The organism is Gordonia polyisoprenivorans NBRC 16320 = JCM 10675 (genome assembly GCF_000241325.1).
GTDB lineage: Bacteria > Actinomycetota > Actinomycetes > Mycobacteriales > Mycobacteriaceae > Gordonia > Gordonia polyisoprenivorans.
This window is the reverse complement of sequence record NZ_BAEI01000044.1, coordinates 79,292-103,259: the sequence shown is the minus strand read 5'-3', so window position 1 is coordinate 103,259 and position 23,968 is coordinate 79,292. Positions and strand designations below refer to the sequence as shown.

Annotated in this window: 30 protein-coding genes; 18 read left to right on the top strand and 12 right to left on the bottom strand. The window is 62.0% G+C overall.

The window, feature by feature from the left end; translation table 11 throughout:
• Positions 1–156 precede the first annotated feature (156 nt).
• The 4 genes from GOPIP_RS12565 to GOPIP_RS12550 all read right to left on the bottom strand — a co-directional run bounded on the left by GOPIP_RS12565 (position 157) and on the right by GOPIP_RS12550 (position 3,140).
• Positions 157–966 carry a YceI family protein gene (locus tag GOPIP_RS12565; protein ID WP_006370041.1) on the bottom strand — a complete coding sequence of 270 codons (810 nt, stop codon included), beginning with the start codon at positions 964–966 and terminating at the stop codon, positions 157–159.
• Positions 963–1,793 (bottom strand): MSCRAMM family protein, encoded by an 831-nt coding sequence (locus GOPIP_RS12560; protein ID WP_006370040.1) that lies wholly within the window; start codon positions 1,791–1,793, stop codon positions 963–965. The genes GOPIP_RS12565 and GOPIP_RS12560 overlap by 4 nt, the downstream gene beginning before the upstream one ends.
• Positions 1,793–2,284 carry a MarR family winged helix-turn-helix transcriptional regulator gene (locus tag GOPIP_RS12555; protein ID WP_006370039.1) on the bottom strand — a complete coding sequence of 164 codons (492 nt, stop codon included), beginning with the start codon at positions 2,282–2,284 and terminating at the stop codon, positions 1,793–1,795. Before GOPIP_RS12555 ends, GOPIP_RS12560 begins: the two co-directional genes overlap by 1 nt.
• A 214-nt stretch (positions 2,285–2,498) precedes the next feature.
• Positions 2,499–3,140, bottom strand: a complete 642-nt coding sequence (locus GOPIP_RS12550) for a maleylpyruvate isomerase family mycothiol-dependent enzyme (protein ID WP_006370038.1) — start codon at positions 3,138–3,140, stop codon at positions 2,499–2,501.
• Between the two features lie 147 nt (positions 3,141–3,287).
• Here GOPIP_RS12550 and GOPIP_RS12545 point away from each other — a divergent pair, with 147 nt between their 5' ends.
• The 3 genes from GOPIP_RS12545 to GOPIP_RS12535 all read left to right on the top strand — a co-directional run bounded on the left by GOPIP_RS12545 (position 3,288) and on the right by GOPIP_RS12535 (position 5,981).
• Positions 3,288–4,136 carry a DUF3137 domain-containing protein gene (locus tag GOPIP_RS12545; protein WP_006370037.1) on the top strand — a complete coding sequence of 283 codons (849 nt, stop codon included), beginning with the start codon at positions 3,288–3,290 and terminating at the stop codon, positions 4,134–4,136.
• Positions 4,133–4,738 carry a LemA family protein gene (locus GOPIP_RS12540; RefSeq protein WP_006370036.1) on the top strand — a complete coding sequence of 202 codons (606 nt, stop codon included), beginning with the start codon at positions 4,133–4,135 and terminating at the stop codon, positions 4,736–4,738. Before GOPIP_RS12545 ends, GOPIP_RS12540 begins: the two co-directional genes overlap by 4 nt.
• 91 nt (positions 4,739–4,829) lie before the next feature.
• Positions 4,830–5,981 (top strand): glycosyltransferase, encoded by a 1,152-nt coding sequence (locus GOPIP_RS12535; protein ID WP_006370035.1) that lies wholly within the window; start codon positions 4,830–4,832, stop codon positions 5,979–5,981.
• On the opposite strand, the gene GOPIP_RS12530 is transcribed toward GOPIP_RS12535, so the two are convergent.
• Positions 5,953–6,369 carry a VOC family protein gene (locus tag GOPIP_RS12530; RefSeq protein ID WP_006370034.1) on the bottom strand — a complete coding sequence of 139 codons (417 nt, stop codon included), beginning with the start codon at positions 6,367–6,369 and terminating at the stop codon, positions 5,953–5,955. The two genes, GOPIP_RS12535 and GOPIP_RS12530, sit on opposite strands and share 29 nt — an antisense overlap.
• 114 nt (positions 6,370–6,483) lie before the next feature.
• On the opposite strand from GOPIP_RS12530, the gene GOPIP_RS12525 reads away from it, so the two are divergent.
• Positions 6,484–6,900, top strand: a complete 417-nt coding sequence (locus tag GOPIP_RS12525; protein ID WP_006370033.1) for a hypothetical protein — start codon at positions 6,484–6,486, stop codon at positions 6,898–6,900.
• Positions 6,901–7,001: 101 nt separating this feature from the next.
• Here GOPIP_RS12525 and GOPIP_RS12520 read toward each other — a convergent pair whose 3' ends face one another.
• The 3 genes from GOPIP_RS12520 to GOPIP_RS12510 form a co-directional block, all read right to left on the bottom strand.
• Positions 7,002–7,781 carry an SDR family NAD(P)-dependent oxidoreductase gene (locus tag GOPIP_RS12520; protein WP_006370032.1) on the bottom strand — a complete coding sequence of 260 codons (780 nt, stop codon included), beginning with the start codon at positions 7,779–7,781 and terminating at the stop codon, positions 7,002–7,004.
• Positions 7,782–7,786: 5 nt separating this feature from the next.
• Complete coding sequence (locus tag GOPIP_RS12515) at positions 7,787–8,425, bottom strand: TetR family transcriptional regulator (RefSeq protein ID WP_035727900.1); 639 nt, start codon at positions 8,423–8,425, stop codon at positions 7,787–7,789.
• A 162-nt stretch (positions 8,426–8,587) separates the two neighbouring features.
• Positions 8,588–9,493 (bottom strand): SDR family oxidoreductase, encoded by a 906-nt coding sequence (locus tag GOPIP_RS12510; RefSeq protein ID WP_006370030.1) that lies wholly within the window; start codon positions 9,491–9,493, stop codon positions 8,588–8,590.
• Between the two features lie 88 nt (positions 9,494–9,581).
• Between GOPIP_RS12510 and GOPIP_RS12505 the strand changes: the two genes are divergently transcribed.
• Positions 9,582–10,160: a TetR family transcriptional regulator gene (locus GOPIP_RS12505; protein ID WP_035727913.1), complete on the top strand. Its 579-nt coding sequence runs from the start codon at positions 9,582–9,584 to the stop codon at positions 10,158–10,160.
• A 275-nt stretch (positions 10,161–10,435) separates the two neighbouring features.
• Here the strand turns inward: GOPIP_RS12505 and GOPIP_RS29090 are convergent, their stop codons facing one another.
• The gene (locus tag GOPIP_RS29090) at positions 10,436–10,609 is read right to left on the bottom strand and encodes a hypothetical protein (RefSeq protein ID WP_158512645.1); all 174 of its coding nucleotides are present in this window, start codon (positions 10,607–10,609) and stop codon (positions 10,436–10,438) included.
• 1,098 nt (positions 10,610–11,707) lie between these two features.
• Here GOPIP_RS29090 and GOPIP_RS28780 point away from each other — a divergent pair.
• The 10 genes from GOPIP_RS28780 (at position 11,708) to GOPIP_RS12455 (ending at position 19,537) form a co-directional block, all read left to right on the top strand.
• Positions 11,708–12,925: a protein rep gene (locus GOPIP_RS28780; protein ID WP_168436294.1), complete on the top strand. Its 1,218-nt coding sequence runs from the start codon at positions 11,708–11,710 to the stop codon at positions 12,923–12,925.
• 218 nt (positions 12,926–13,143) lie between these two features.
• Positions 13,144–13,596, top strand: coding sequence for a hypothetical protein (locus GOPIP_RS12500; protein ID WP_006370024.1), 453 nt, complete (start codon positions 13,144–13,146; stop codon positions 13,594–13,596).
• A 354-nt stretch (positions 13,597–13,950) separates the two neighbouring features.
• A complete protein-coding gene (locus GOPIP_RS28285; RefSeq protein ID WP_006370021.1) occupies positions 13,951–14,700 on the top strand; it encodes a ThiF family adenylyltransferase in 750 nt (249 codons plus the stop codon).
• Positions 14,701–15,666: 966 nt separating this feature from the next.
• The gene (locus GOPIP_RS28775) at positions 15,667–16,122 is read left to right on the top strand and encodes a hypothetical protein (protein ID WP_006370018.1); all 456 of its coding nucleotides are present in this window, start codon (positions 15,667–15,669) and stop codon (positions 16,120–16,122) included.
• The gene (locus tag GOPIP_RS12470; RefSeq protein WP_138944115.1) at positions 16,094–16,438 is read left to right on the top strand and encodes a hypothetical protein; all 345 of its coding nucleotides are present in this window, start codon (positions 16,094–16,096) and stop codon (positions 16,436–16,438) included. The genes GOPIP_RS28775 and GOPIP_RS12470 overlap by 29 nt, the downstream gene beginning before the upstream one ends.
• The gene (locus GOPIP_RS28770) at positions 16,431–16,724 is read left to right on the top strand and encodes a hypothetical protein (protein WP_006370016.1); all 294 of its coding nucleotides are present in this window, start codon (positions 16,431–16,433) and stop codon (positions 16,722–16,724) included. The genes GOPIP_RS12470 and GOPIP_RS28770 overlap by 8 nt, the downstream gene beginning before the upstream one ends.
• On the top strand, positions 16,711–17,025 hold the full coding sequence (locus tag GOPIP_RS12465) for a hypothetical protein (protein ID WP_138944114.1): 315 nt from the start codon (positions 16,711–16,713) through the stop codon (positions 17,023–17,025). Before GOPIP_RS28770 ends, GOPIP_RS12465 begins: the two co-directional genes overlap by 14 nt.
• Before the next feature lie 334 nt (positions 17,026–17,359).
• Positions 17,360–17,707: a hypothetical protein gene (locus GOPIP_RS28765; RefSeq protein WP_006370013.1), complete on the top strand. Its 348-nt coding sequence runs from the start codon at positions 17,360–17,362 to the stop codon at positions 17,705–17,707.
• Positions 17,704–19,176: a hypothetical protein gene (locus tag GOPIP_RS12460; RefSeq protein ID WP_006370012.1), complete on the top strand. Its 1,473-nt coding sequence runs from the start codon at positions 17,704–17,706 to the stop codon at positions 19,174–19,176. Before GOPIP_RS28765 ends, GOPIP_RS12460 begins: the two co-directional genes overlap by 4 nt.
• The gene (locus tag GOPIP_RS12455) at positions 19,169–19,537 is read left to right on the top strand and encodes a helix-turn-helix domain-containing protein (protein ID WP_006370011.1); all 369 of its coding nucleotides are present in this window, start codon (positions 19,169–19,171) and stop codon (positions 19,535–19,537) included. The genes GOPIP_RS12460 and GOPIP_RS12455 overlap by 8 nt, the downstream gene beginning before the upstream one ends.
• A 246-nt stretch (positions 19,538–19,783) precedes the next feature.
• Here the strand turns inward: GOPIP_RS12455 and GOPIP_RS29690 are convergent, their stop codons facing one another.
• From GOPIP_RS29690 to GOPIP_RS28755, 3 genes are all read right to left on the bottom strand, one after another.
• Positions 19,784–19,918, bottom strand: a complete 135-nt coding sequence (locus GOPIP_RS29690; RefSeq protein ID WP_280110118.1) for a hypothetical protein — start codon at positions 19,916–19,918, stop codon at positions 19,784–19,786.
• Positions 19,915–20,853, bottom strand: coding sequence for a nuclease-related domain-containing protein (locus GOPIP_RS28760; RefSeq protein WP_138944112.1), 939 nt, complete (start codon positions 20,851–20,853; stop codon positions 19,915–19,917). The genes GOPIP_RS29690 and GOPIP_RS28760 overlap by 4 nt, the downstream gene beginning before the upstream one ends.
• Before the next feature lie 667 nt (positions 20,854–21,520).
• On the bottom strand, positions 21,521–22,045 hold the full coding sequence (locus GOPIP_RS28755; RefSeq protein WP_006370008.1) for a hypothetical protein: 525 nt from the start codon (positions 22,043–22,045) through the stop codon (positions 21,521–21,523).
• Between the two features lie 116 nt (positions 22,046–22,161).
• Between GOPIP_RS28755 and GOPIP_RS29890 the strand changes: the two genes are divergently transcribed.
• Genes GOPIP_RS29890 through GOPIP_RS12435 form a run of 3 tightly spaced genes read left to right on the top strand, consistent with a single transcriptional unit; the run spans position 22,162 to position 23,961 of the window.
• A complete protein-coding gene (locus GOPIP_RS29890; RefSeq protein WP_081482499.1) occupies positions 22,162–22,362 on the top strand; it encodes a helix-turn-helix domain-containing protein in 201 nt (66 codons plus the stop codon).
• Positions 22,359–22,778 carry a hypothetical protein gene (locus tag GOPIP_RS28750; protein WP_006370007.1) on the top strand — a complete coding sequence of 140 codons (420 nt, stop codon included), beginning with the start codon at positions 22,359–22,361 and terminating at the stop codon, positions 22,776–22,778. Before GOPIP_RS29890 ends, GOPIP_RS28750 begins: the two co-directional genes overlap by 4 nt.
• A 55-nt stretch (positions 22,779–22,833) precedes the next feature.
• A complete protein-coding gene (locus GOPIP_RS12435; protein WP_035727885.1) occupies positions 22,834–23,961 on the top strand; it encodes a tyrosine-type recombinase/integrase in 1,128 nt (375 codons plus the stop codon).
• The last annotated feature ends 7 nt before the right edge of the window (positions 23,962–23,968 follow it).

The following is a 23,968-nucleotide window of genomic DNA, read 5'->3' as shown; positions in this document are numbered from 1 at the left end:
GCTCCTCCAGCGAGCGCTGCCGGGACCGGCGTGGCGGTCCGGCAGCGGCGCCGGTCTCGGCGACTGCGGTATTCGACATGTCCTGCCTTTCAGATCAATATGTCAATTCTGTGCGGTCGGCGCTGACCGTGTCCGCGAACAACGGGGGTGACGGAGTCATCCGTCGGTCCGGACCGCCTCGACCTCGAGGGAAATCCGTGCGGTGCCGCCGATCTGGGCCACACCGCTGATGAGCGTGTCGTCGAAGCTGATCCCGAAGTCGTTGCGGTGCAACGTTCCCGTCGCACCGAAGGCGGCACGACGGCCACCCCAGGGATCGTCGACCTCGCCCTGATAGCTCAGTTCCAGCTCGACCGGAACCGCATGCCCGCGCAGCGTCAGCGTGCCGGCCAGGGTCCAGGTGTCGTCACCACGCGGCCGGACGCCGGAGGCGGCGAAGGTGGCGACCGGGAAGCTCTCGACGTCGAAGAACGCATCCGAACGCAGATGCTCGTCACGCGTCCGGTTGTCGGTGTCGATGCTGGCGGTCTTGATCTCGGCGAACACCGAGGACTGCTCGACCGATTCGGGGACCTCGATGTGCCCGGTGAAATCGGTGAAACGTCCACGGATGGTGGAGATCCCGAAGTGGCGCACGCTGATCTCGAGCAACGAGTGTCCCGGGTCGATCTCCCAGTGGCCGGTACTCGGGGTGGGTGCGTCGCCTGCGCGTACCGCGGTGATCTCGCCGAGACTGACGGTCCCGGCGCCGGCCACCACGGCCACCCGCGCGGTCGGCTGGTAGCCCTCGGCGGCGATGACCACGGTGTAGGTCCCGGTGCCGAGGTCGTCGGCGACCGCGGTGCCGTTGTCGTCGGAGCGGGCGACGGCCTGCTGCGCGCCGGCGTCGGACATGATCGTCATGATGGCGTCGCGAACCGGCCGTCCGGCGGTACTGACGACGCGTGCGGTGATGGTGGCGTTCATGCCTGCCCCCTTGCGCCCAAGACGAATTCGTGGTTGGCGACGCGACCCGCCGCGACGTCGATGGTGGCAGCCACGGGTGCGTAGCCGTTGGCGACGACGGTGTAGTCACCCGGGGTGAGGTTGGCGAACAGGTAGCGGCCCACCTCGTCGGTGAGGGTGCTCGCGGCCATCTCCCCGGCGTCGTTGAGCAGTGCCACCTGGCTGTGCCCCACGGGGGTCCCGGCGCCGGTGGTGCCGTCGGTGATCACGCCGGTGAGTTCGGCTGCGGTGCGCAGCACGGTGGTGATCTCGCCGTCGGCGAGGTGCACGGTCTCGGCGACCGGATCGCAGCCTGCAGCGGTGACGATGACGGTGAGAGTGTCGTCGCCGAGCCCGCCGATCTGCCAGTGGCCGGCACCGTCGGTGACCGTGGTCGCCACGACCTGACCGGTGCGGTCGGCGATGGCGATGGTCGCGCGGGCGACCGGCTCGCCGGTGGCCGAGGTGGTCACGATGCCCGCGAGGGTCCCCATCGACGCGAGGATGATCTCGGTGTCGACCGGGGCGGTCCCCACGGTGACGGTGACCGCGGCCGGCTCGTGGCCGGCCGCAGAGACGGCGAGCACGTAGTGGCCGGCGCCGGCGACCCGCACACCGAAGGTGCCGTCGGCACCGGCGATGGTACGGGCGGCCTGGCTGCCGCCGGGATCGATGACGGTGACGGTGGCATCGGCGATCGGGCCGCCGTCCGGGCGGTGGACCACGCCCTGGATCAGGCCGACAACCGAGTCGCCGCGACCCGAATTGTTGAGGCCTGAACCTCCGTGACCGTTGATGGCGGGTTCCATCAGGCTCCTTCCTCTGCAGTGTGTGGGGCTGTGGACGGGTGGTCGAGCTCGCAGACGGTGTCGGCGAGCAGTCGCATCGAGCGGGTGACCGCGAGGCGGTCGGCGGGTTCGAGGCGGTCGAGTGCCTCCTCGAACAGGTCCGACTTCCGCGAGGTGGCACCGCGCATGTACTGGTAGCCGGTGGCTGTGGGGGTCAGTAGGCTGACGCGGCCGTCGTGCGGATCGGTGGTGCGGGTGACCATGCCGGATTGCTCGAGGCACGCGACGACCCGTGACATGGTCGGGCCGGCCACCGACTCCCGCGTGGCGAGTTCGGTGGCGCGGATCGGGGCGTTCTGCGCGATCGTCCACAACGCCGACAGCTGACCCGGCGACAACGGTCCGGCGTCGGACCGGGCGCGGATGGCCCGTCCGATCCGGATGAGGTCGCGATGGATCGCGGCCGCGTCGCTGAGGGTCGCGACGGACGCTGCGCCGGACATCTCGTCCATGACTCACCACCGAACGGATTGATAGTTGACCTTGGGTAACTAATTACTTAGTTACTCTAAGCGAAGTACCCGTCAGATCGCTCGTCGGATCGGTGTGAAGTGGGTTACAAGTTCGCCGAAAGGTTCTGCAGATCAGGAAGATTCGGACATTACGTACATCGCCGATGTCGGGTCTGCCCGATGGGGCCGATCTTCACTGACGTCCGAACGTGGTTCAGTGGGCGACGGCGTAAGTCCGGAGCCGTGCGGCGCCCGGCCCGGTGAGAGCCCCGTCGGCGACCGGTCGTCCCGACACCGCGAGCAAGAGATCGATCGCCCGACCACGCACCGTGGGCCCCTCGCCGTAGAGCATCTCGGCGTCGGTGACCACGAGGTGCAGCCCGTTCACCCGCTCGCGCCCGCCTCCCCAGGCGACGCGGGTGCGTGTCTGGTGGACCAGCGCGGTCATCACGTGCTTGACGGGGAGGTCGGCGTCGATACCGAGAGGGCGGCGAATGTCCTCACCATGGACGAACACCTCGACGAGCCGCGTCGCCGGTGCCGCCGGCGGGGTGCGGCGCAGCTGCGCCGACCGTGCCAGACGGGCAAGGGTCTCACGCGGGTCCGGAGCCTTCGCCGAGACGATCCCGCGGTCGTTGTCGGCGTCGAAATCGAAGCGTGAGCGCATCATCCGGCACACGAAGGCGGTCCGTGTGGTGCGGGCACCGTCGACCAGATGGGCCAGCACGTCGTGGACATCCCAACCCGGGCACAGCGACGGTGTGGCCCAGGCGTCCTCGTCGACGTTCTCGAGTGCATCGACGAGCCGTCGGCGTTCGGCGTGCACGACCGGCCATATCTCGCGCCGAGAACCCATCGGTCACCCTCCACTGCTGTTGATCCTGTTGTCTCGAATGCTGACTTGCTGGGCGCCCAGAAGTCATCGCGGGGAAGCAGCCGACCGAATGACCGGCGGGCCGCTCCGATCGGTGATCACGGGATCTCCTGGACTAGCGTGTTCGCCATGATCGGGATCGACGACTGGCGCCACGGGGCTCGCGCGGGTGGGCCCGTCTCGGGTCCCTGGTGGTCACGCACGTGGTTCCTGAATACGTTGTCGGCGCTGACCTTTCTCGCGCTTACCGCCTTTCACGTGTGGTGGTGGCAGGGTCACGGACGGCCCCTGTTGTGGGTTCTCCTGCTGGGCACCCCGATTCTGGCCTTCGTGCCGTCCGGGGTGATCATCAAGTGTGCGCGCCGGCGGTGGGTTCGGGAGTGGGCGTCCGCCAATGGTTTTCACCATCTTCCCGAGTCCGGGTGGCCGTTACCGCCGTGGGACTTCACACCGTTCTCCGTCGGGCGGGCCCGACGCAAGCGGGTGAGCGACGCGATGACCGGTCGCATCGGCGAGTATCCGGCGACGTACTTTCACTACACCTGGCTCAACAACAACCGGGTGAATCTGACGACGCACTACCGCAACGTGTTCACCCTCGGGTTGCCTGCGGCGCTGCCGCGACTGACGATGGGCGTCACCATCGACACCACCACCGGAGAACGCGTGCTGTTCGAATCGGCGGACTTCAACGAGAGATTCAGCGTCTACTCGACGAATCCGGCCTTCGCGCACGCGGTGTTCACGCCACGCACCATCGAGCGCCTCACCGAACTGGGCCGCACCAGCGGCGCGGTGATCATGACGAAGTTCGAGATCGTCGGCGACAGCCTGGTCGCCGTGACGACCCTCGGGAATCGGCCACACCAGATCTCGGAGGTGTTCGCCGCGATGGCGCTGATCGCCGACGGGATCCCGAGATTCATCTGGACCGACTTCGGGGTGTCAGCCAGTCCGGGTGAGCGGAGCGTGTCGTGAGTACCTGGATCGTGGTGATCGTCGTCGTGGTCGTCCTCGCAGGTGTCGGGCTGTGGTACCTGTCGGCGTTCAACGCTTTCGTTCGACTGCGCAACCTCGTGGCCGAGTCGTGGAAGCAGGTTGACGTCGAGTTGCAGCGCCGCCATGACCTCGTACCCAATCTCGTTGCGGCCGTGCGTCAGGCGGCATCATTCGAACAGGGAGTGCTCGAGTCGGTCACGCGTGCCCGCACCGACGCACAACGGTTGACGGCGCGCGACGACGCCGACGTCGTCGCTGTCGCCGCAGCCGAGGAGTCGTTGAGCACCTCGCTGACCCGGATGCAGGCGCTGGCCGAGCAGTACCCGCAGGTGCAGGCGGTGCGTGGATACGACGCGCTGCGGCGTGAACTTGCCGACACCGAGGACCGGATCGCCGCCGCACGTCGGCTCTACAACGCCAACGTGCGCGCGCTGAACACCAGGATCGAATCGATGCCGTCGGCGTGGGTGGCCGCCGCCCATCATGTGGGCCGCGCAGAGTATTTCGAGCCGACGTCGCCCGCGGTTCGTGACGTGCCGGACGTCGGCGACCTGCTGCGCCGGGACCGTCCCGAGGCCTGAGCGGCGGCGTCGCCGGCACGTACTCGTGCGGTTCACATGCAGGTCGGCGGCTGATGGCGCGGTGTTCACACGCGCACGGCTCACTGGGCTCATGCGCATCGTGCAACTCGCGAACTTCTACGGAGAGCGATCCGGTGGACTACGGACCGCCGTCGACCGGTGGGGTGCGGGTTACGTCGGCGCCGGACACCAGGTGGTGCTGATCGTGCCCGGCGCACGATATGCCGAAGAGGTGCTGCCATCCGGCGTCGCGAAGGTGTCGGTACCCGCACCGCGGGTGCCGTTCGCCGGCGGCTACCGGCTGGCCCCACCACGACGTGTGGCCGACATTCTTGCGACGCTGCGACCGGACGCCATCGAGGTGTCGGACCGACTCACGTTGCGCGGCTTCGGAAATTGGGCCCGACGTCGTGGCATCCACTCGACGATGGTGTCGCACGAGCGACTCGACCGACTCCTCGGCCTGATGCTGCCGGCCGTCGCGGCGAGGGCGCTCGCCGACCGCGCCAACCGTGCCACCGCGGACACCTATGACGCCGTGGTGTGCACCACCGCTTTTGCCGCCACCGAGTTCGAGAAGATCGGTGCGCACAACCTCGTTCGCGTACCGCTCGGCGTCGACCTCGACCTGTTCGATCCGCGTCGGCTCGATCCCGAACTGCATCAGCGGTGGACCGAACCGAATGCCGCGTTGCTGGTGCACTGCGGGCGGCTGTCGGTGGAGAAGCGCGCCGACCGCAGCATCGCCGCGGTGGCCCGACTCGACCGCGCCGGGATACCCGCGCATCTCGTCGTCGCCGGGGACGGGCCGATGCGAACGGCGTTGCAGCACAGCGCACGTGGTCGCGGCTTACCGGTGACCTTCCTCGGTCACGTCCCCGATCGCGGGCAGGTGGCGGCGTTGTTGGCCAGCACCGACGTCTCGTTGGCGCCCGGTCCGCACGAAACCTTCTGCCTGGCCGCACTCGAATCGCTCGCGTCGGGGACGCCCGTCGTCGCCTCCCGCTCGTCCGCGGTCAACGAACTCGTCGACGACACCTGCGGTGCGGTCGCCGAGAACACCGGTGCCGCTTTCGCTTCCGCGATCGAGCGGGTGTTGACGGTGCCGCGTGCGCAGCGTGAACGGGCTGCTCGGCAGCGGGCCGCCGCGTTCGCGTGGCCCGAGTCGGTGCGGCGGATGCTCGCGGTGCATCTCGGCGCACCCGACCCCGTGCTCAGGACTCGGCCGTATCGCCCTGCATGACAGCCGGATCCATCCACGCGATCTGCCACGAGTGGCCGTCGGGGTCGTCGAAACTGCGGCCGTACATGAAGCCGTGATCCTCGGTGTCACCCGGCTTGGCGCCGGCTGCGATCGCCCGGTCGACCAAGGCGTCGACGGCGTCGCGGGACTCGGCGTCAAGGCAGATGATGCACTCCTTGGTGGTCGTGGCATCGGCGGTGGTCGCGGGATGGAAGGAGCCGAAGAAGTCGCGTGTGAGGAGCATGGCGACGAAGCTCTCGCCGAGGACCACGGTGATCGCGTTCTCGTCGGAGAACTTCTCGTTGATGGTGTAGCCGAGGTCGGTGAAGAATTTCCGCGAGCGGGCGAGATCGTCGACGGGCAGGTTCAGGAACAGCATGTTGTGCATCGGAGGTCTCCTGCGGTTGTGCGGTGTCCTGTTCCGGACAGGGTCAGACAGGTAGACCCGACGCGGTGGCCGAATTCATCGCGCCCCGGCGCCGCATGAGGGTTAGCCTGGGTTGTGGTCTACCTCTCACTCCTCGTCGCCGTTGTTGCGGTGGGCGGGTGGGTGCTGTCGTATCGACGGTCAGCGCAGGTGCGGCGCGACCCCGACCTCTTCGTCGCACTGGCGGATCTCGACGACGACGCCGCCGTGTCGGGCAGGGAGGTGCGCGCGGCCGCGGTCATCGAGGAGAAGCATCATCTCGAGGCACGCGCCGCCTGGCCGTCGGGTGTGGTGGCAGCGTTGGGCGTGGGAGCTGCCGTCCTCATCGTCCAAGACCCGTCCAACACCGTCGATGGCGGCCGATTGTGGTGGCTGACAAGCGAATTGCTGACGTTGGCGGTGTGCTCGGCGTTCTGGACGGTGTGGTGTGTCCATCGTGCCTCCAGGCTGGCGGTAGGGCAGCGGCAGCTACATCGAGGGCCTCAGGGCTGAGCGGCTGGCTCGCCTCGGCGTCGACCGTGCGCTCATCTGCGTCGATCGGGCGCTGTTTTACATCGATCGGGCGCTGTTTCGCGTCGATCGGGTAGGGGGTTTCACCGCGACCGCACCGCACGTTCGGCGACGGCCACCACCAGTCGCCGTGGCGCGAATCGACTGGAGCCCGCACTGAGCTTGTTGAACGCCCCGTCGACGACGCTGGGCTTGCCGGCCTCGAGTGCCGAAAGCGCGGTGTCGACGACCTGCCGGGTGCTGCGTCGCGTGCCGACCGCCGCATCGTCGGAGCCTGCGACGTCGAAGAACGCGGTGTCGGTGGCACCCGGGCAGAGGGCGAGCACGCGGACTCCGTCGCGCTTGGCCTCCCACCACAGTGCTTCGCTGAGCGAGAGCACGTAGGCCTTGGTCGCTGCGTAGACGGCCATGTGCGGTACCGGCTGGAAGGCGGCGGTGCTCGCGACGTTGATGATCGAGCCGGTCTTGCGGGCCGTCATGCGCTGCAGATAGACGGTGGTGAGGTCGGTGAGAGCGGAAACGTTGAGGGCGACCTCGTCGCGGATCCGGTCGGGGTCGGCGTCGGCCAGATCGCCGTGGGTGCCGAATCCCGCGTTGTTGATCAGGAAATCGACGTCGACGCCGAGCTTGTCGACCTCGGCGACAAGCGAAGTCGCGGCGCCGGGCACGGACAGGTCCGACCCGATCACGTCGGCGCGGATCCCGTGCGTGTTGCGCAGTTCGTCGGCGAGGGCAGTGAGCTTGTCAACGCTGCGCGCCACCAGAATGACGTTGGCGCCCTTGGCCGCAAGCGTTCTGGCGAACTCTTCGCCGATTCCGCCACTGGCGCCGGTGATGAGTGTGGTGATATTGCGATATTCCATGGTGATCACGTCCTGTCGGGTTTGATGTCCCTGTCGGGTCTGATGTCGAGGCCGGAGGCGGCCAGCATCATGAGGATGTCGGTGTAGCGAGCCAGATCTCGATCCCGACTGTCGGCGGCCCCCGCGTCGACGAGTGTCTTGATGCCGTCGAACGCGCCCACGAGTACTGCGGCGAGGGCGTCGGGATCGATGTCGGTGCGGATCTGTTCTGCGTCTTGCCCCTCGCGAATGATGTTGGCGACGAGCGCGATCCACGCGTCCACGGGTTTGACGAAGTCGGTGTCCTCGCCGGCGAGCTCACGAACCAGACGGATGACGCTCCATGCGCCCGGGTCGTTCTGGAGGTGATTCAGCATGGCCGGGATCACCTCCATGAGTTGCAGCACCGGCGTCGACTGAGCGAGTACTCGGGTCTGCACGGCCTCGATCCACAGCTTTTCCTGATGGTCGACAACCGCTCGCGCGAGCTCGGCCTTCGACCGGAAGTAGAAGTAGAAGGCCCCCTTGGTGAGTCCCGATGCTGCGATGAGGTCGGCGAACTTGGTTGAGCTGTAACCGTTCTCGGCGAAGCGCTGGGCAGCGACCGTCAACAGGTGGGCGCGGGTGGCGGCACCTTTGGCGGTCGATGGTTCGGCTGGACTCACGAGTCGAGAATAAACCAACCGGTAGGTTTTAACAAACCGGGCGGTATGTTTTGCGCGATGTCGGGGTGGCAGTAGCGCATGAATCGCGCGTGCCGGAGCCGAGGATGTACTCGGCTTGGGAGCGTGTTGCTTCGGCGAAAGCGGTACTCGGATCGAGCTGGCTCAGGCGAAGTAGTGTGGCTGACCGAGATCCTCGAGGAGACCCGGCTCGGTCGGCTCCCAGCTCAGCAACGCGCGAGTCGCCGACGACGAGGTCATGTTGTCCACCCCGACGAACCCGGCGAGATAACCGAACATCTGCGGAGCGTCGTCGGGTCCCACCGACTTCACCGGGAGGTCGAGCCCGCGTCCGATCGCAGCCGCGATGTCACGGAACGGCACCCCGTCGTCGGCGACCGCGTGCAGGCGCGTTCCCGCCGGGGCCGATTCCACCGCGAGCCGATAAAGGCGCGCAGCGTCGCGGGTGTGCACCGCAGGCCACCGGTTGGCGCCGTCGCCGAGGTAGCCGGCCGCACCATTCTGGCGCGCGAAACCGATCAGTCCGGGGACGAAGCCGTGGTGGTCGAGGTCGCTGTGCACGGTCGGCGGCAGCCGGACGATCGATGACCGAACTCCCTTGTCCGCCAGACCGATGATCAGGTTCTCGGTGTCGATACGAGGGCCGCCGTCGAAGGCGTCCGACTCGAGCCCGGGCCGTCCGGTGATCCCCATCAACGCGAGCATCGCGGTGCCGGAGGTTCCGACCAGCGCCTTGCCCGTTCCGGTCAGTTCGTCGGCGATCGCGTTCACCGCGGCCAGGTCGGCGTCGGCGGCTCCGGCCATGTCGCCAACCTGCATCAGGTCATGCCGGAACGCAAGGTGGACGACACCGTCGGCGGCTGCCGCGGCACCGCGGAGGACGTCGAGATCGCCGAGGTCACCGCGCACCACCTGAGCCCCTCGTGCGGCGACCACCTCGGCTGCTTCGTCCGAGCGCGCCAACCCGGCAACCTGGTGTCCAGCGGAAACAAGTTCTGGGATGAGTGCCGACGCGACGTGGCCGGAAGCGCCGGTGATGAATACCCGCATGGAAGACTCCTGTGGTGAGTGATGTCATGGTCTGACATCACAGACCTTACCCGTGATGTCAGAACCTGTCATCACCTATCATCGTCACATGGGACGATGGCCGGACGGTTCACGGGAGCGGCTGATGCTCGCTGCCCTGGATCTGTTCGTCGAGCGCGGGTTCGACAAAACCTCGGTGGCCGACATCGCCGAACGCGCCGAGGTCACCGAGCGCACCTTCTACCGCCACTTCGGCGACAAACGCGAAGTGCTCTTCGACGGCGGTGCCGGGCTGCGGGACGCCGCGATGTCGGCGCTCGACTCAGTCACACCGGATGTGGGCCCGCTCGAAGCGGTGGGCGATGCCCTTGAAGCCGCGGTGACCGCGTTCTTCACCATGGAACGCCAACCGTTCTCACGACGCCGACAAACCGTGATCGACGCGAATCCCGAACTGCAGGAACGGGAATTGTTCAAGATGGCCACACTCACCGCGGCTCTCACCGCCGGGCTGTGCGATCGCGGCGTCGACGAGACGACGGCCCGACTCGCCGCCGAAATGGGCATCACCGCATTCAACTCGGCGTTCGCGCAATGGATCGATGAGGACGATGGGCGGGCGATGGATGTTCTCATCCGTGCCGCGCTCGACGACGTCCGCACCGTCGCCCGACGCCTGAGTTCCTGAACACCGGCGTTCCGCGGGTCGTTTCGCCGTCGTCGCGTTCCGCGGAACGTCAAGTCGGAGTCCATGTTCAGCGGAACCGCGGCCCCTTTCGGTGGGCCCCCGCCGTCCGCCGCGTAGATCGACACCGGCACTCGCGGCCTGATCGTCGAGACGGGCGTGGTCAATGACCGGTTTCGCCGGTACCAGAAGACGATGCCGGCCGAAGGTCGGTTGCGGTGTGTGCGTGCCCCACTGGCTCTGAGTGATTCGGTGGGGCGCTTCTCTGCGTTCTGGGGCTACGAGGCTTCAGCGTCATTCCGGGGGCGAACGATGAAGAACAGGCCGACGAGGATCAGCCACGCGGCGGCGACGATAGCGGCTTCGGTGTACGAGCCGCGCGCTACCATTCCGCCGGTTCCGAAGGCGGCGAGGATCGCACCAGCGATCATTGTGAGTTGTGGTCGTGTCACGGTTACCTCCTCATGTCCGATTTTACCTGCTGTGAATCGACGAGACAGGAACAGCACCTACGGTGTAATCCATCCGTGGGAGGGTGCCAAATACATCATTAGGGTGGTAGAAGCCAGAACCCCATCGCTGGAATCGACCGACGGACCATGCACTTACCGCGTGGACCAACGACCGATTGCCACCTGACCCGAGGGGTAGGCGGTATCGCTGTGACACCGGCTCGCAATTCGCGACATCGAGAGTGGTGGTCTCACGGCACGGGTGAGGACTGGGCTACATGCTGCCCGCTGGTTTGCTTCGAGCGGTATGAGAACGACGGGCGCGAGGTCGGGAATCGGCAACGCGCGCTCAGGGGCTCGATGCCGCATGACGCGGCCACGGCTGAACTGTCCGGGGCGAACGGAAGTCAGCGGACAGGATCTGGGGTCGAGAGCTTCGCGACGACGCTCACGGAATCCGGCCTCGTAGTGCGGTCCGCCGTCCTTGTCCCGTGTGGCGTCGAGGATCGCGGCGAGTAGTGCCGGCGCGACGGGTCCGGGTAACTGGTGGAGGTACTGGTCGGCGGCGTTGTGGCCGTCGCGCCATACCGGTGTGATCGGGTCTTCGAGCGCGTGGACGTAACCCTGATTGGTTGCAGCGCCTATCCAATGAAAAAGGTCAGAGGGCGAAAATGCCCTCTGACCTGCGGAGCCGATGACGGGAATCGAACCCGCGTATTCAGCTTGGGAACGTGATCCTATAGGCGTGATCTGGGTTGATCTGGGTTGCACACGGTTGCCTGACGTGGGCAGAGAGCATCACGGTTGCTTCTACTCGGACTCGAACTCGGACCCGAGCTGAGAGCACTCCAGTCATGATTCGGCCTGTCGAACGGCATGGGCGAAGGATCGAACCGAAGCGGGCGAACGACCCGAACCGCGAGAGGCGCGTGCGAAGCGGAAGCGCCTCCGAGCGGGAAGGGGCGGAAGCCCCGCCCGCGAAGCGGGCTACTTGATACTACGCGAATTAAAGAGTCATCCCGGATCCCGGACTCCTCCGGTGATAACCAGATGGATGTTCTCGAGGAGAGATGGTCTCGTCGTGCTGAGCGTCTAGACATGATGCGGTTCCTGTATCGCAACTCCACCTTGGAGCGCGTACGGAAGTGCGGTCGTGTTGCTGTAGGCGATGTATCAATCGATGTCGGTACGCCAGTCCAAGGTGGTCCTCGGGTTGCCGGCTTCAGGGGCCTGGCTACCTGTACCTCGGTATGGGCCTGTCCTACCTGTGGTCCCAAGATCGGTCGGGTTCGTGCCGACGAGATTCGGCAGGCTCTGGATGCTCATGCGCGTCGTGGTGGTCATGCCCTGTTTATGACGTTGACTATGCATCACCATCTCGGTGTTTCGCTGTCTCAGCTATGGGACGGATTACAGGCTGCATGGCGGTCATTAAGGCAGAGGAAGACATGGAAACTCCTTCGTAAGGTCGGCATTCATGATCTTCGTGTATTCGAGGCGACGGTATCGGAAGTAACTGGCTGGCACCCCCACTTTCATATCGTTCTCTTTGTTCCAGATGAAGGTGCCGAGGATCTGGTTCTCCGAAATTGGACGAAGTTGCAGCGCGAGTGGTCTGCTGCGGTTGAAGCTCAGGGAAGGTATGCAGATCATAAAGGCCAAGATCTACAGGTGATTGATCTTCATGCTGGCTCAACTGACGAGGTAGATAATACAGCTTTGGCTGACTATGTGTCGAAGATCAGTTCGTCGTGGGACATTCCATCAGAGGTTGCGCGTGGCTCCGAGAAAAGGTCGAGAAAGGGTAATCGAACACCATTCCAAGTCCTGGCCGATCTCGTATCCGAAGAAGGTGACTTCGATGAGGACGCTCGCTCTCGTGATCTCGCAATCTGGCGTGAGTGGGAGAAGGTCACGCACGATAGGCGACAGGTCACGTGGTCTCGTGGTCTTCGCGAGGAATTAGGTGTTAAGGAATCTAAGGTCGATGACGAGTCTGTCTCTCAGCCTGACGACGTACCGAATGAAGTCGTGAAGATGCACTCCATCGCGGGAATGTTGCCAAGTGAATGGTCGAAGTTGAATCGGAATCAACAACTTTCGATGAAGGAGGAGCTTCTTCGGGTCGCGGAGCTGTCCTCTGCCGACACAATTTCGGCTTCGCTTCGTGCGGTGTGTGACTCGTACGGCGTACAACTTCTAATTGGAGAGGACTGGATCTGTCATAGGCTGTTTCAGCACCGTCCGTATGGCGATCGATATCAGTATGCCGTGATTCGATATGCGAAGTCTCGACGGAAGGCTGTGGTCGCGTGAGTCAAGGGCGCAAATTCTCATTGTACTGGACATTGTATTAATTGCTACTAAAATCAATTAAGAGAAGAAAAACAAATCTCTTGAGAGGAAATACTGCAATGCCAGACTCTCTGGAAGTAATCAACTTCCTGCTCGCGACTCTGCATGATCCGATCAGGTTCTTACAGGTCCTGATCCCGATCACTCTCTGACGGATACGTAGTTCGAAAGGAAAAGCTATGGCGCCGAAGGCACTCCAGATGGTTCCGGTGGATGTTACCAAGTTTCGTAGATTCGTCTTGGTTGATATCCATCCTGATCTTCAGACGTACGAGGAGGGTGAGAAGCTTGATGTCCCTATTCACAAGACGACGGGCGACGGCCTGCTTGCCTGGAAGTTCACATTCGTTGTCACGGTCGTCACCAAGGCGGGACGGACAACGTCACAGATCGACGTGAAGATCGGTATTGACGATGTCACCGAGGAAGAACTGCTCGATCGGTTCGAAGGCCGTGACGTTGTTCTTGACAATCTCGTTGCTGGTAGCTGGGCTCAGCATACGAAGAGGATAGATGGTCGTGACGCCGCGGAGTCGGACTTCTGGTTCCGTGCCGACGGCATCTCGCTTCTGGCCGATGAGTTTGGTTTGGACTCGACTTCAGCTCTGCTCGACCAGGGTTCGGCGAAGTGAGTTCTGATCACGATCGGCGTGAGGCTGAGACTCGTAGGTGGATTCTCAGCCAGTTGGAGTGCCTGTCGGTCGATGAGGTTCGCAGACGGTGCGACGTCGGTGAGGCGGATTGGCCTGACCTGATCCAGCTCCAACGCGGGGATGATCTGGTCTGTCCGGTCTTTCAGCTTGGTCTGGCTACTGTCCGGATGAATGAGACTGTCCGGTATGCGAATCGAGCGATTGGTGTTCGTGACGATCCCTTCGGGGTAGCGGAGTGGTGGCTCACGGATTCCGCTGTTCTCTCGGCTACTCCTCTTGATGCGCTTCGCACTGGTCGGTTGACCATGCTGGCTGTCGACAAGGTTGTGAAGTATGAACTCAGTTGAGCGCGCACGCCTTGTGAGACACAATCCGATGATTCAGCCGGATGAGGAACAGCGCTGGCGGGAGACTCGGGTCGCTATTGCCGGTATGGGTGTCGGCGCCGGCATCGCTCTGCAACTCGGCCTGGTCGGTGCTGGCGAGCTTCGGATCTGCGACGGCGATGCGATTGAACTGTCCAACTTGAATCGGCATCCCATCGCGACTGTCGAGGATATCGGCTGCCTCAAGGAAGATGTCGTCGCTCACCATCTCGATGCGCTCGGTGTCGAGGTTGCCGTTCGGGATCGGATCGAGGAGTTCGCCCACGCGGAGGAGTTTGTCGCTGGTAGCAGTGTCGTGATCGAGGAGGTGGACCAGTTCCCGGTCAAGTGGTGGTTGCGGCACTCAGCGAAGGAGCACGGCGTCTGCCTCATCACTGCGACTGATCTCTGGGATCGGGTGGTGATCGATGTCGAGGACTATGCCCGAGAACCTGACTGGGAACCATTCCATGACCTGGTGTCTCCGTCACTGTCAGTGGGTGAAGCTCAGCTGCAGTTGTTCGGTCGTCACTGCTCGTCCCAGTTTCTCGAGGCAGTGAAGGCTCGTCGGAGTGGTTTTCCACAGTTCGCTCCCACTGCTGCTGTCGCCGCTGGTCTGGTCGCTGCGTTTGTCCGTGAGCTGGTGATCCTGCGCTCGGATCGGTATCGCTCCGGCCGGTACTTCTTTGATCTCCGAGACGTGCAGGAGGCGAGATGACCTGCTCATCCGGTGGGCTGATCGACGTGCACTGGTTTCGCGCGGGTAGGGCTCCCTCGGAGTGGGAACTGTTCTGTCGTCTCGCTCACCAGGCGTACGCGGCACAGGGTTGCGAGGAGGCGCTGTCCTGGCTGGATGACCTGACCGTGTCCAGTCTCGATGACCTGCACTTCTGCACTCTTTCTCGGAGTGGGAAACCTCTGGGCGGCTTCTCTGTCCGGGCCCTACCTGTCGAGGATCTTCTCGCACCTCATTGTTGGCCGGACTCGACTCAGGTGCGTGTCGCTCTTCGGGGCATTGTCGGCAGCGCTCTTGTCGCGGAGGCGTCGACCGCCTGGTCACTTGATCTGGTCGTATCGCCTCTTCTCGCTGCGGAGGCTGTCACGGCTCTCACACTGACCGGTTGTCGGTGGATGGTGGCCACGTCTGCGCAGCACTCGATTGATCTCTGGCTGAGCTCGGGAGCGAGCCGGGTGAAAGCTGTTCCAGCTGTGCAGTATCCGGACTCTCGGTATCGGACGGAACTACTGCTCTGGGACCGGGATCAGTTCGTCACTCAGGAGAGGGGAGAACGATGGGCAAGCTGAGGTTCGCAGTACGGAGCAGGATCGGAATCGTTTCTCTCGCTGCGTCTTTGATCGGTGTGTCGTTCGGTCCTGGGAGCGCACACGCTGACGTGGATCAGGGTGTGTACACGGTCCAAGCTGTCGCTTACGGTGTTTTTCCCGGCGCAAACCTGCGGGGACGAATCCAGGGCGATGAGCTGATGATTCGTCAGACCAACGGTGCGTTGTCGCACTTGCGGATTCACTCCCGTCGAAACGGGGTCGTTCTGACGGGCTATCCAGGTGATCCGGATGGGCGCCTCGGCTCACGGACGGAGCTGTATCACACCCGATTCGGCTATCAAGGAGTGCAGTACAGCTTCGGCATACCGACCGGTGATCTGATCCTGCGACGGTCGCGATGACAAAACTGAGAGTAGCTGTCGCGCTGATCTTTCTGGTGCTGATCGTGCTGGTGTTGCACTCCTGTCGTGGCGGCGGTGGAGGTGGCGGCGACTCCAGTGCGGATGCGCAGCTTCCCCAGATCGATCACGGTGTGGTGTCGATACCCGCATGTTCGGCTGATCCGAAGTCTGATGCGACTCAGGTGGTGGTGTATCGGGGTGTCGGTATCTCACAGCCGGCGTCGTATGACTCGGTGCAGACCTGCCTCGGGGTGTCCCAGACGATGTTGACTCGGATCAAACAGCTCGGAGCGGTCGGACTGCCAGCTCAGGATCGCTTGGTGCTGGTTGCAGTTGACCTGCGGGATAACCGCTTTCGCGTATGCGGGCTCTCTGATCAGAGTGACGATGATCGGAGTGTTCCAGCGGCTGAGATGACCTGTGGTGCTGGTCAATCAATGGCAGGTGATTGACGTGATCGGTGATCAGTGTTCAGCGATGGGCTGCAAAGAGCCTGCGTCAGTTGATGATAACGGCGACCTGGTCGTCATGATCCGGCTTAGGGAGGATGGCGTACCGCTGCTGCAGGACAACGGTGTCAATCTGCAGTTCTGCGCGAGTCATGCTGAGCACTTTCTGCGGAACTGGGCTGGCCTGCTCGCTGTCAGTGATGCGTCAAACCAGCAGATCTACGTGCTGGTCGGTCTCACTTTGGAGGAACATCGCGCGGTGCTGGCGAGAGGGTTGAGAACAGTGTTGGAACAATGGATAGGAGCGAAAGATGAGTGACGAGGGCGTACGTATGAACGCAAGCATTGAGAATGTGTCTGTTGAAGTGAAGATCTCGGCGTTCGACTCGGTGAGAAAGATGAACTGGGAAGTTCGGCTTGAAGATATACACCCATCCGATTCAATGGCAAGTAGCTTGGATAGCTTAGAGAGATCAGTTCGACGAGGCATGGATCTGGATCTCTCTAACCATTTACTTAAACTTGCTAGGAGTGTTTGGCTCGTGCGCTCTGGACAATTCGAAACGGACTTTCTGAAGAATGGTGATGGACATGACCAGAAGTGACGAAGCGAGTATTGCGGTGCAGGATGTTTCAGTGTCCAGGCAGGACCCCGATGATCCAACATCGTTGTTTGACGTGGAGATCGTGCTCACCGGGGGATCGGGCGACAGAACGGTATTCGAATGGGAGGTCGAGCTGGAGGACGCATCGGAGACCACGGTCCGGTCCGTGGAGAATTTGCTGTTCTCTGCGATCGAAGGGCTGGTCGAGGACGGGGAGTATCGCCTGCCAGACGATCAGGTCGTGATCGGGGCGCGACTGAGACAGGCTCTCGGTCAGCGTGGAATCGAGGTGGAACAGTGAGGCGGAGAGATGTCGCGCTACGGCAGGTGGTTTCGTCGCTTCATGATGTGGAGGTTCGTCGGATTCGGCCGGACGATCCGCAATCGGATTTCTCTCTCTGGGTGGAGGTTGTAGAACACTTCAGAACAGGCGACGTCTCACGGGCGGTGTTTGAGTGGCGGATTACCGTGCTTGATCCTGGGACTGCGACAGTTGGGAGTCTGGAACGACGGTCGAGTGCGGCAGTGGAGGCGGCTGTCGAGGATGATCCGTTGTGGTGGCTGGACGATCAGATGGTGGACTTCGAGGCTGTGTTGGTATCCAATCTGGCTCATCGTGGTATCGAGGTTGTGAGATGACTTCTTCTGATTCTCTCTCTGACGCAGCCACAGTGTTGCTATTCCAGGAGTATGAAGCACATAGCTGCTGCGATCACTACGAGTTGGCCAGTGAACGGCTGGACCAACCCGACATCGGTAGGGCTGTCTACGTGATGTTGTCTCTCTATACGGTGACTTCACTGTCCACTCTGAATCGTTATGTCAGTGAGGATGTTGCCGACGCTGGTCGCGCCTATGCGGAGCGTCGTGGTTGGGTGGAGATCAGAGGGGATCGGATCTACCGGACTGATTACGGTGACCAGCTTCGAGAGCAGTTTCGGATCTGCGGTAGGTCTATCGCCAGTAGTGGTGTATCACGATGACTTCTCCGCAGAAGCCCGGATTCTGGTCTCGGACAGGTGAAGAGGGCATTGTCGAGCGGACTGTGAAGACCTACTTCCTCTCTGCGGTGGCCGGCACTCTCGCGTTGGTCGGGTTGGCCTTCTGGTATGCGTATTCACCCGCGAGCTGGTGGATGTCCTGTCTCGTCGTAGCTGGCCTGCTTCTGCTGCTCGCCCGGATGGCCGGTGGTGATGAGATTCTCACGGTCTGGTGGCGTTGGCCTATCGTCGCGAAGGACTGCGGATTGCTTGCCAACGAGACCGGTGTGCCAGATCTGTTGTGGGTGAGAGCGTCTCAGCGGACCTGCACTGCGATCATCTCCGCTCTGGCTGTTCCGACGATGGATGCTATCGAGACGGAGGACGCTGTCGCTCGCGGGCTCGGTTACGGAGCGGGCGTGATCAAGGAGGTATCCGGTCGGGTGAGGAAGTCTCGGGTGCGCTGGGAGTTGACGATGTACCGCGACAACGTGATGACCTCCACGATCCCTGTTCGGTTTGACTCCTGTCTGGATGCGAACACGGACAAGGTGTTCCTGGGTTGCGACAAGGCTCTCCAACCGGTGACAGTGAACCTGATGGAGACTGCCGGTCACTGGATCATTCAAGGCGCAACTCGCGGCGGTAAGACTGCCTTCATGTATGGGGTCCTCGCCCAGGTGGCGTCGATGCGGAACGTGGTCTGCCGGATTGTGGACCCGACCGGGATTGTCGCACTGCCGTTCTCGGCGTTCGATGAGAACTCTGTCGTACCGTATCCAGGCTCAACGGGTAACGGGCGGTTCACTGAGCTGGCGATGTTCCTGGAAGAGGAAGTTCGGCAGATGGACCTGCGGATCGCCGATTTGGTGAAGAACTGGCAGGACAAGGTGGCCGAGGTGACTCCTGAGCTGCCTCTTCGAATGATCGTGATCGAGGAGTATGCCGGTGTTCTCCAGGCTGCCGATGCAGAGGACGCAGTTGGTGGACGGAAGAGGGCCCAGACGAGATCACGTATCGAGGCGGCGCTGGCTCGGCTCACGGCTGAGGGTGCCAAGGCGGCGTTCAGGGTTGTCCTGATGACCCAGAGGGCTTCTGCCCGGATCGTTGACACGGATACTCGCGGCAACTTCGCTGTCCGGATCTCGTTCCGCGTTGAGGCGACCGAGTCCCTGAATATGCTGCACGATGATCTCGGGCCCGAGTGGGTGACGGAGATCAAGGGATACAAGAACGGCGTCGGGGTCTGTCAGCTTCCCGGTGATCCGATCCGGAAGTTTCGTGCGGGGTTGTTGGCTGACGAGGGCAACGTCGGTGCGGGTGTGGAACCTGATCCGCTGTTTAAGCTGTTCACGAAGCGTATTCTGGGCGCGCTAGAGGTGTCAGAAGCTGCAGTGTTGGAACGGGATCAGTCGATTCAGCGCGAACATGAGCGTCAGCTGCTTAGGTTGTTGGAGGGCGCTGATGAGTGATCCTGCTTTCTACTCGATCCCGTTCGCGGCGAACGAACTCGGGGTGTCGACCACGACCCTCTACAGGTGGGCCTACGACGGACTGATCGAGACGTCCAGGAATCCTGCTGGAAAACTCCAGATTCCTGCGGACGTCGTTGCGGATCTTGGTGAGTCGATGGATGAACCGGAGTTCTACTCAGTCAAGCGGGCAGCTTTAAAGTTGGGAATCGGTGCACCGACTCTGTATCGGTGGGTTCATCAGGGCTATGTGGACACTGCCAGAAATCCCTCTCGGCGACTCCGCATCTCGGCTGAGACGCTTCGCGACCTGATCGCGATGGAGGGGAACTACCCCTGGGTTGGACGTCGGAGACGGTGACAGCTTCGACTCCGTCGACGCCGGCACTGGCTGACTGTCGTCGGGTGCGCGTGGGACTTGTCCCCTACGAGAATCGGGGCTCTCGTACTGCGCTAGCCTACGGCTGTTCGGACGGGGTATCGGAGATTCGAGGAGAGCGACACCCGACGACAGATTCGCTCTCAGCGTCCATCTGAGACTCACTGCTTCTTCGCTCTCGTAGATCTACGCGATACTCCCGGTTGTTCGTTCACGGGCGTCTCAGGGCTATCTGGGTAGCCCGTTGTCGTCGTAAAGCTCTTCTGTCGGGTCTTCGCCGGGTTGGATGTCGAGTTGTTGCCCGATCTTGGCGCCCTCTTCGAGGATCTGCTCGACTTCTGCGGTGGGGTTGGTCTTGTTCATCGACGCTGTTTCCAGAACGGTAGTTGCTGGTTGTTGATAGCTCGCTGCTGTTCGAGGATCTGTCGTTGAAGACGATCTCGCTCCGCTTGTTTGCTGGCAGCGATGCGTTGCTGTTCTTGTCGTCGTTTCGCGGCCTTTTTACGTTGGCGGTTCTCGCGAAACTCTATCGCTTGTCTGGTGAGTTCTTCACTTCGCTGTGCTCTTAGTAGACGTTGTTGCTCCTGCTGTGCGGCGAGTGCTTCTAGGGCTGCTTTTCGCTGAGCCTGAGGGGTGCCATCCTTCTGTTCCAGCACTTTTGTCATCGTTGCGGTCTGCCATTGTTGAAACAGTGTCCAATCGACGGTGCCGTTCACGATCGGTATACCTTGTAGGAGCCACGCGATTTGAGTCTTGAATCCCTCATCGGCGGCGAAAAGTTCGGGGTGTTCTCCGCGGTGGGTGTTGTCGAGGGACAGGTCGCCCGGTCGGCTGCGATGTACGAGAATGATCGGTGCTACGTAGGCTGGTGCAACGATCTTGGCAAAGCGCCGTGATGCGGTGAGGAAGTTGCTGCGGACGAGCCGGGGGTCATCGTCGGGGCCAGCAAGGATGGATTCTCCGTACCAGCGGTACCTGTCGGGAGCCCAGTACTTGCTGTCGACCAGTAGAACGCGGTCGCCGCACACGAGGGCATGATCGATGTCGGCGCTCTCTGTGCCGGGGAATCTCAGGCCATGCACGATCTGTATTACGTGTTTGACCTGGTACTTTGTGATCTCAGTCTTGAAGAGTGCGGCGGATTTTTGCTCGCCGACCAAGCCCTTGAGCAGTGGACCTTCGTCCATCGCGTTTAAGGCTTGATGCGAGACCAGGCCTTCGCCAGGCAGCCCGAACTCCGGTTGTTCGAGTGGTGACGGGAGTGGTACCGCACTTTGGTAGGGCCCCGGATGCGACATGCCAAAGATGATAGTGCGAGAGGTGCGGTAGGTCACCTGGTTGAGGACTTGAGACTCGGAAGCGGGGGCCTGGTTAGAATGACCTGTTCTGAGGGTGTTGGTACTGGGTTGGAGTCTGTTGAGGTGCTATTGGGCGGGGCTGGCGTCGGGAAGCGTTGATAATGAGTTTAATGACTGCGCCTACGACTATCCCGAGTATTAATGCGCCGACGGCGTAGCCGAATGATAGTAGGAATATTACGCCAGAAGTATCTCGTGTTTCGCCTATCGCGCTGATCTCGGGGTCGCTGATCAGTATGAGGAGGACGATTAGGAATGTTATCGCGGCAAACGCTATCCCTATTGCTCCTGCCCAAATGAGGTAACCCTTAGCCTGGCTCGCGGGTTGGTGGGCTGGTATCGGGTAGCCAGGTGGCGGCGGGTACGGGTGGTAGTTGGTCGGTGTTCCCTGCGGTGCCTGCTGTGGATAGCCGATCGGTGCAGGTGAGGGGTACTGTGGACTCGACTGTGGTCCCTGCTGATGGGGGTCAGGTTGGTATGTCACGAACATACCGTATCGAAGTACTTGCTGCGATGCTGCGAAAGAGAGCCCCCTTCGCCAAGAGTAGGAGAGGCGAAGGGGGCGGAGAGGTTCGGCTAGGAAGACTCTCGCTATCGACTATAGCGTCTAAAGTAGATTGATGACACCGCCCTGAATTGGTCTGAATCGCATCTTCGTGAGTTGCTTTCCGATTTCGCTGTCATCGATTGTTAGATCAAACTCTCGTGTTCCTCCGGGGGCATTCTTATAGCCGTTAATCTTGTATATGGCATGAGGGAAACCGCTGGTAGTTGCTGCGAGTCGTTCGCCGACGTAGATTTCGGGATGTCTTACTCGCCAGTATTTGCTCACGGCTTTAATTTGATCTGGATCGTCTGGGGCTGCGTCTGGGTTCCAGCCGAGCCATTTGCGACTTGGATCGGCTTCATCCTCCGTGGCAGCGGCGAGTTTGACGACGAGGATCGGGGGGTGCTGGGCATCGTCGATGTAATCGCGTGCTGCTAGCTGAGTCGCTTCCTCGGCGGAGATGGCGACTGTTCGACCGACTCTACGGGCCGTCTTGACGATGCCCGTGCTGATAAGCGCGTCGATCGCTGGTCCTGAGAGCTGCAACTTCTCCGCGAGTTCCTTGCGGGTCACGTAGTCCTCCATGCGGTCAGTCTACTGCAACGAGGTAGGTTCAACTGACTTCATGAGATAGAACTGTAAAACTATCTGATAGTCTAGCGTTCGAGCGTCGACCGAACGCTCACGGCTAGGAGGAGAACATGAAGGTGAAAGTTGTTAGTCAGACGCCGATAGCGCTGCTAACTGCTGACGGTGTGGCGGAGATTTTGCAGATCAGCACCTGGCGGGTCCATAACTTGGCTCGACAACGTCAACTTCGTTGCGTGCTACTGAGCGGGCGGGAACGACGTTTCCGACTTGAAGACGTCGAGCGGTTCATTGCGGAGCGGGTTTCGGCATGAACGATCTTGAACGGCTTGTCTCATCTGCAATCGTCAAGAGCCTCGAATCGAAGGCGATCTGTGGCTGCGGTCGCGAGGCACCGCTTGTGGGTGAGCTCGGCGATGTGATGCAGTGCGCGGATTGCGGCACTTGGTTCGATTTCGATCATCTCTTGCTGCGCGTAACTGGGAAGAACGGCGGACAGCTGGAAGTCGAGGTCGAACAAGCGCTTGTCCCGCTGGGTAAACCGGACGAGGTGATTGAGATTGAGACGCAACCACTGGAGTTCTGGCCGGATCTACGTCGCGCAGCGACGTGGGGCCGGGAAAGTCAATGCCCCGGTTGTGGGCGCTGGGTGGATGGTCAAGGGGTGTGTGAGCTCGATTATCGTCAGTTGCGCTGCGATTACTGCTGCGCTGTCTGGTCGATAAGGTGAAAGGACGGATTACAGACAAATGACGCCTAACCCGAGGCGGCGTCACGCGCCCCCGGTGCCCAAGAAGGTTCGCACCGGGGGCGCGGTGTCTTGGCAGGTGCGCTGGACAAATTGGGATCCCATCGCGCAGAAGACGGTAGGGGAGCGGAAGCGGAAGTTCCCGACAAAGCGGGAGGCTGAGGAATTTATCGCACGTGAGTGGGGAGTCGTCCGCTCCGATCTTGCGGCGATGCACCTGCAGAGGTTTATCGAGAAGTACGAGGACGAAATTCTGTGGGGACTGGCGAGCCAGCAGACGGCGGCGAACTACCGAGGGCATCATCGGCTACGAATTATTCCGACTCTGGGCAGGATTCGACTCAACGAGCTGACGAGCCTGGATATTGAACGCGCACAAGCTAAGTGGGCTGCGGATGGCACTACGTACACGGTTCTAATGGGAACTCGGAGCGCGCTCAGTCGTGCGTTGAATCACGCCGTTGAGATGGATGCGATACAAGCCAATGTCGTTCTAAAAGCACGCAAGCCGGCCAAAGGCGTTGAACGAGATGTGCTGACGTTGACGCCGGATGAACTGCGGATCGTCCTAGTGAAGCTCGCCGAGAAGGACCAGCTCTACGCCGATATGGCGCTCGTCGCAGCTCTGACGGGACTTCGAGCCGGGGAACTGCTCGCCCTACAGCATGGAGATATTGACCCGTCTGTCGGTCGGGTTATGGTTCGTCGGGCATGGTCAGGTGTCGGTAAGACACGAGAACTGAAACCGCCCAAGAACGGCAAGACACGGACCGCGCCCTGGCCTGCGGACCTTCATGAGGTGCTGGAGCGCCGCTGGCGGCCCGAGAAGAAGCATCGCACGGGGTTCTTCTTCACCGGTGTAAAGGGTGGCCAGCTTCGACACGCCAACGTGCTATCGCGATCCGGCTTCCGGGACATCGTGAAGGAGCTCGGTCATCCGAACTTCCACTGGCATGATTTACGCGCCACAGCGATCGTCACGTGGATTCGGGCCGGGATTCCGCTCATGGAAGTTCGCGAACTTGCGGGTCACTCTTCATTAAGGCAAACCGATCGGTACGCCCGGGTTGCACGGAACGATCACGCCGAGGCGGTTGTCCAGCTGAACTTGTACCTGGCTCGTACTTCTACGGAGAACGAAGGGAGGGAGACAGCAGAATCATGACCAAAAG

Excerpts from the sequence above, each read along its gene's own strand:
- GOPIP_RS28760 (WP_138944112.1), bottom strand. The coding sequence starts at position 20,853 with ATGTCGCATCCGGGGCCCTACCAAAGTGCGGTACCACTCCCGTCACCA.
- GOPIP_RS12465 (WP_138944114.1), top strand. The coding sequence starts at position 16,711 with ATGACCAGAAGTGACGAAGCGAGTATTGCGGTGCAGGATGTTTCAGTG.
- GOPIP_RS12455 (WP_006370011.1), top strand. The coding sequence starts at position 19,169 with ATGAGTGATCCTGCTTTCTACTCGATCCCGTTCGCGGCGAACGAACTC.
- GOPIP_RS12545 (WP_006370037.1), top strand. The coding sequence starts at position 3,288 with ATGATCGGGATCGACGACTGGCGCCACGGGGCTCGCGCGGGTGGGCCC.
- GOPIP_RS29890 (WP_081482499.1), top strand. The coding sequence starts at position 22,162 with ATGAAGGTGAAAGTTGTTAGTCAGACGCCGATAGCGCTGCTAACTGCT.
- GOPIP_RS12550 (WP_006370038.1), bottom strand. The coding sequence starts at position 3,140 with ATGGGTTCTCGGCGCGAGATATGGCCGGTCGTGCACGCCGAACGCCGA.
- GOPIP_RS12560 (WP_006370040.1), bottom strand. The coding sequence starts at position 1,793 with ATGGAACCCGCCATCAACGGTCACGGAGGTTCAGGCCTCAACAATTCG.
- GOPIP_RS12565 (WP_006370041.1), bottom strand. The coding sequence starts at position 966 with ATGAACGCCACCATCACCGCACGCGTCGTCAGTACCGCCGGACGGCCG.
- GOPIP_RS28770 (WP_006370016.1), top strand. The coding sequence starts at position 16,431 with ATGAGTGACGAGGGCGTACGTATGAACGCAAGCATTGAGAATGTGTCT.
- GOPIP_RS28285 (WP_006370021.1), top strand. The coding sequence starts at position 13,951 with ATGAACTCAGTTGAGCGCGCACGCCTTGTGAGACACAATCCGATGATT.
- GOPIP_RS12520 (WP_006370032.1), bottom strand. The coding sequence starts at position 7,781 with ATGGAATATCGCAATATCACCACACTCATCACCGGCGCCAGTGGCGGA.
- GOPIP_RS28765 (WP_006370013.1), top strand. The coding sequence starts at position 17,360 with ATGACTTCTTCTGATTCTCTCTCTGACGCAGCCACAGTGTTGCTATTC.
- GOPIP_RS29690 (WP_280110118.1), bottom strand. The coding sequence starts at position 19,918 with ATGAACAAGACCAACCCCACCGCAGAAGTCGAGCAGATCCTCGAAGAG.
- GOPIP_RS28750 (WP_006370007.1), top strand. The coding sequence starts at position 22,359 with ATGAACGATCTTGAACGGCTTGTCTCATCTGCAATCGTCAAGAGCCTC.
- GOPIP_RS28755 (WP_006370008.1), bottom strand. The coding sequence starts at position 22,045 with ATGGAGGACTACGTGACCCGCAAGGAACTCGCGGAGAAGTTGCAGCTC.
- GOPIP_RS12505 (WP_035727913.1), top strand. The coding sequence starts at position 9,582 with ATGGGACGATGGCCGGACGGTTCACGGGAGCGGCTGATGCTCGCTGCC.
- GOPIP_RS28775 (WP_006370018.1), top strand. The coding sequence starts at position 15,667 with ATGACAAAACTGAGAGTAGCTGTCGCGCTGATCTTTCTGGTGCTGATC.
- GOPIP_RS12510 (WP_006370030.1), bottom strand. The coding sequence starts at position 9,493 with ATGCGGGTATTCATCACCGGCGCTTCCGGCCACGTCGCGTCGGCACTC.
- GOPIP_RS12500 (WP_006370024.1), top strand. The coding sequence starts at position 13,144 with ATGGCGCCGAAGGCACTCCAGATGGTTCCGGTGGATGTTACCAAGTTT.
- GOPIP_RS12530 (WP_006370034.1), bottom strand. The coding sequence starts at position 6,369 with ATGCACAACATGCTGTTCCTGAACCTGCCCGTCGACGATCTCGCCCGC.
- GOPIP_RS12535 (WP_006370035.1), top strand. The coding sequence starts at position 4,830 with ATGCGCATCGTGCAACTCGCGAACTTCTACGGAGAGCGATCCGGTGGA.
- GOPIP_RS28780 (WP_168436294.1), top strand. The coding sequence starts at position 11,708 with ATGATGCGGTTCCTGTATCGCAACTCCACCTTGGAGCGCGTACGGAAG.
- GOPIP_RS12460 (WP_006370012.1), top strand. The coding sequence starts at position 17,704 with ATGACTTCTCCGCAGAAGCCCGGATTCTGGTCTCGGACAGGTGAAGAG.
- GOPIP_RS12555 (WP_006370039.1), bottom strand. The coding sequence starts at position 2,284 with ATGGACGAGATGTCCGGCGCAGCGTCCGTCGCGACCCTCAGCGACGCG.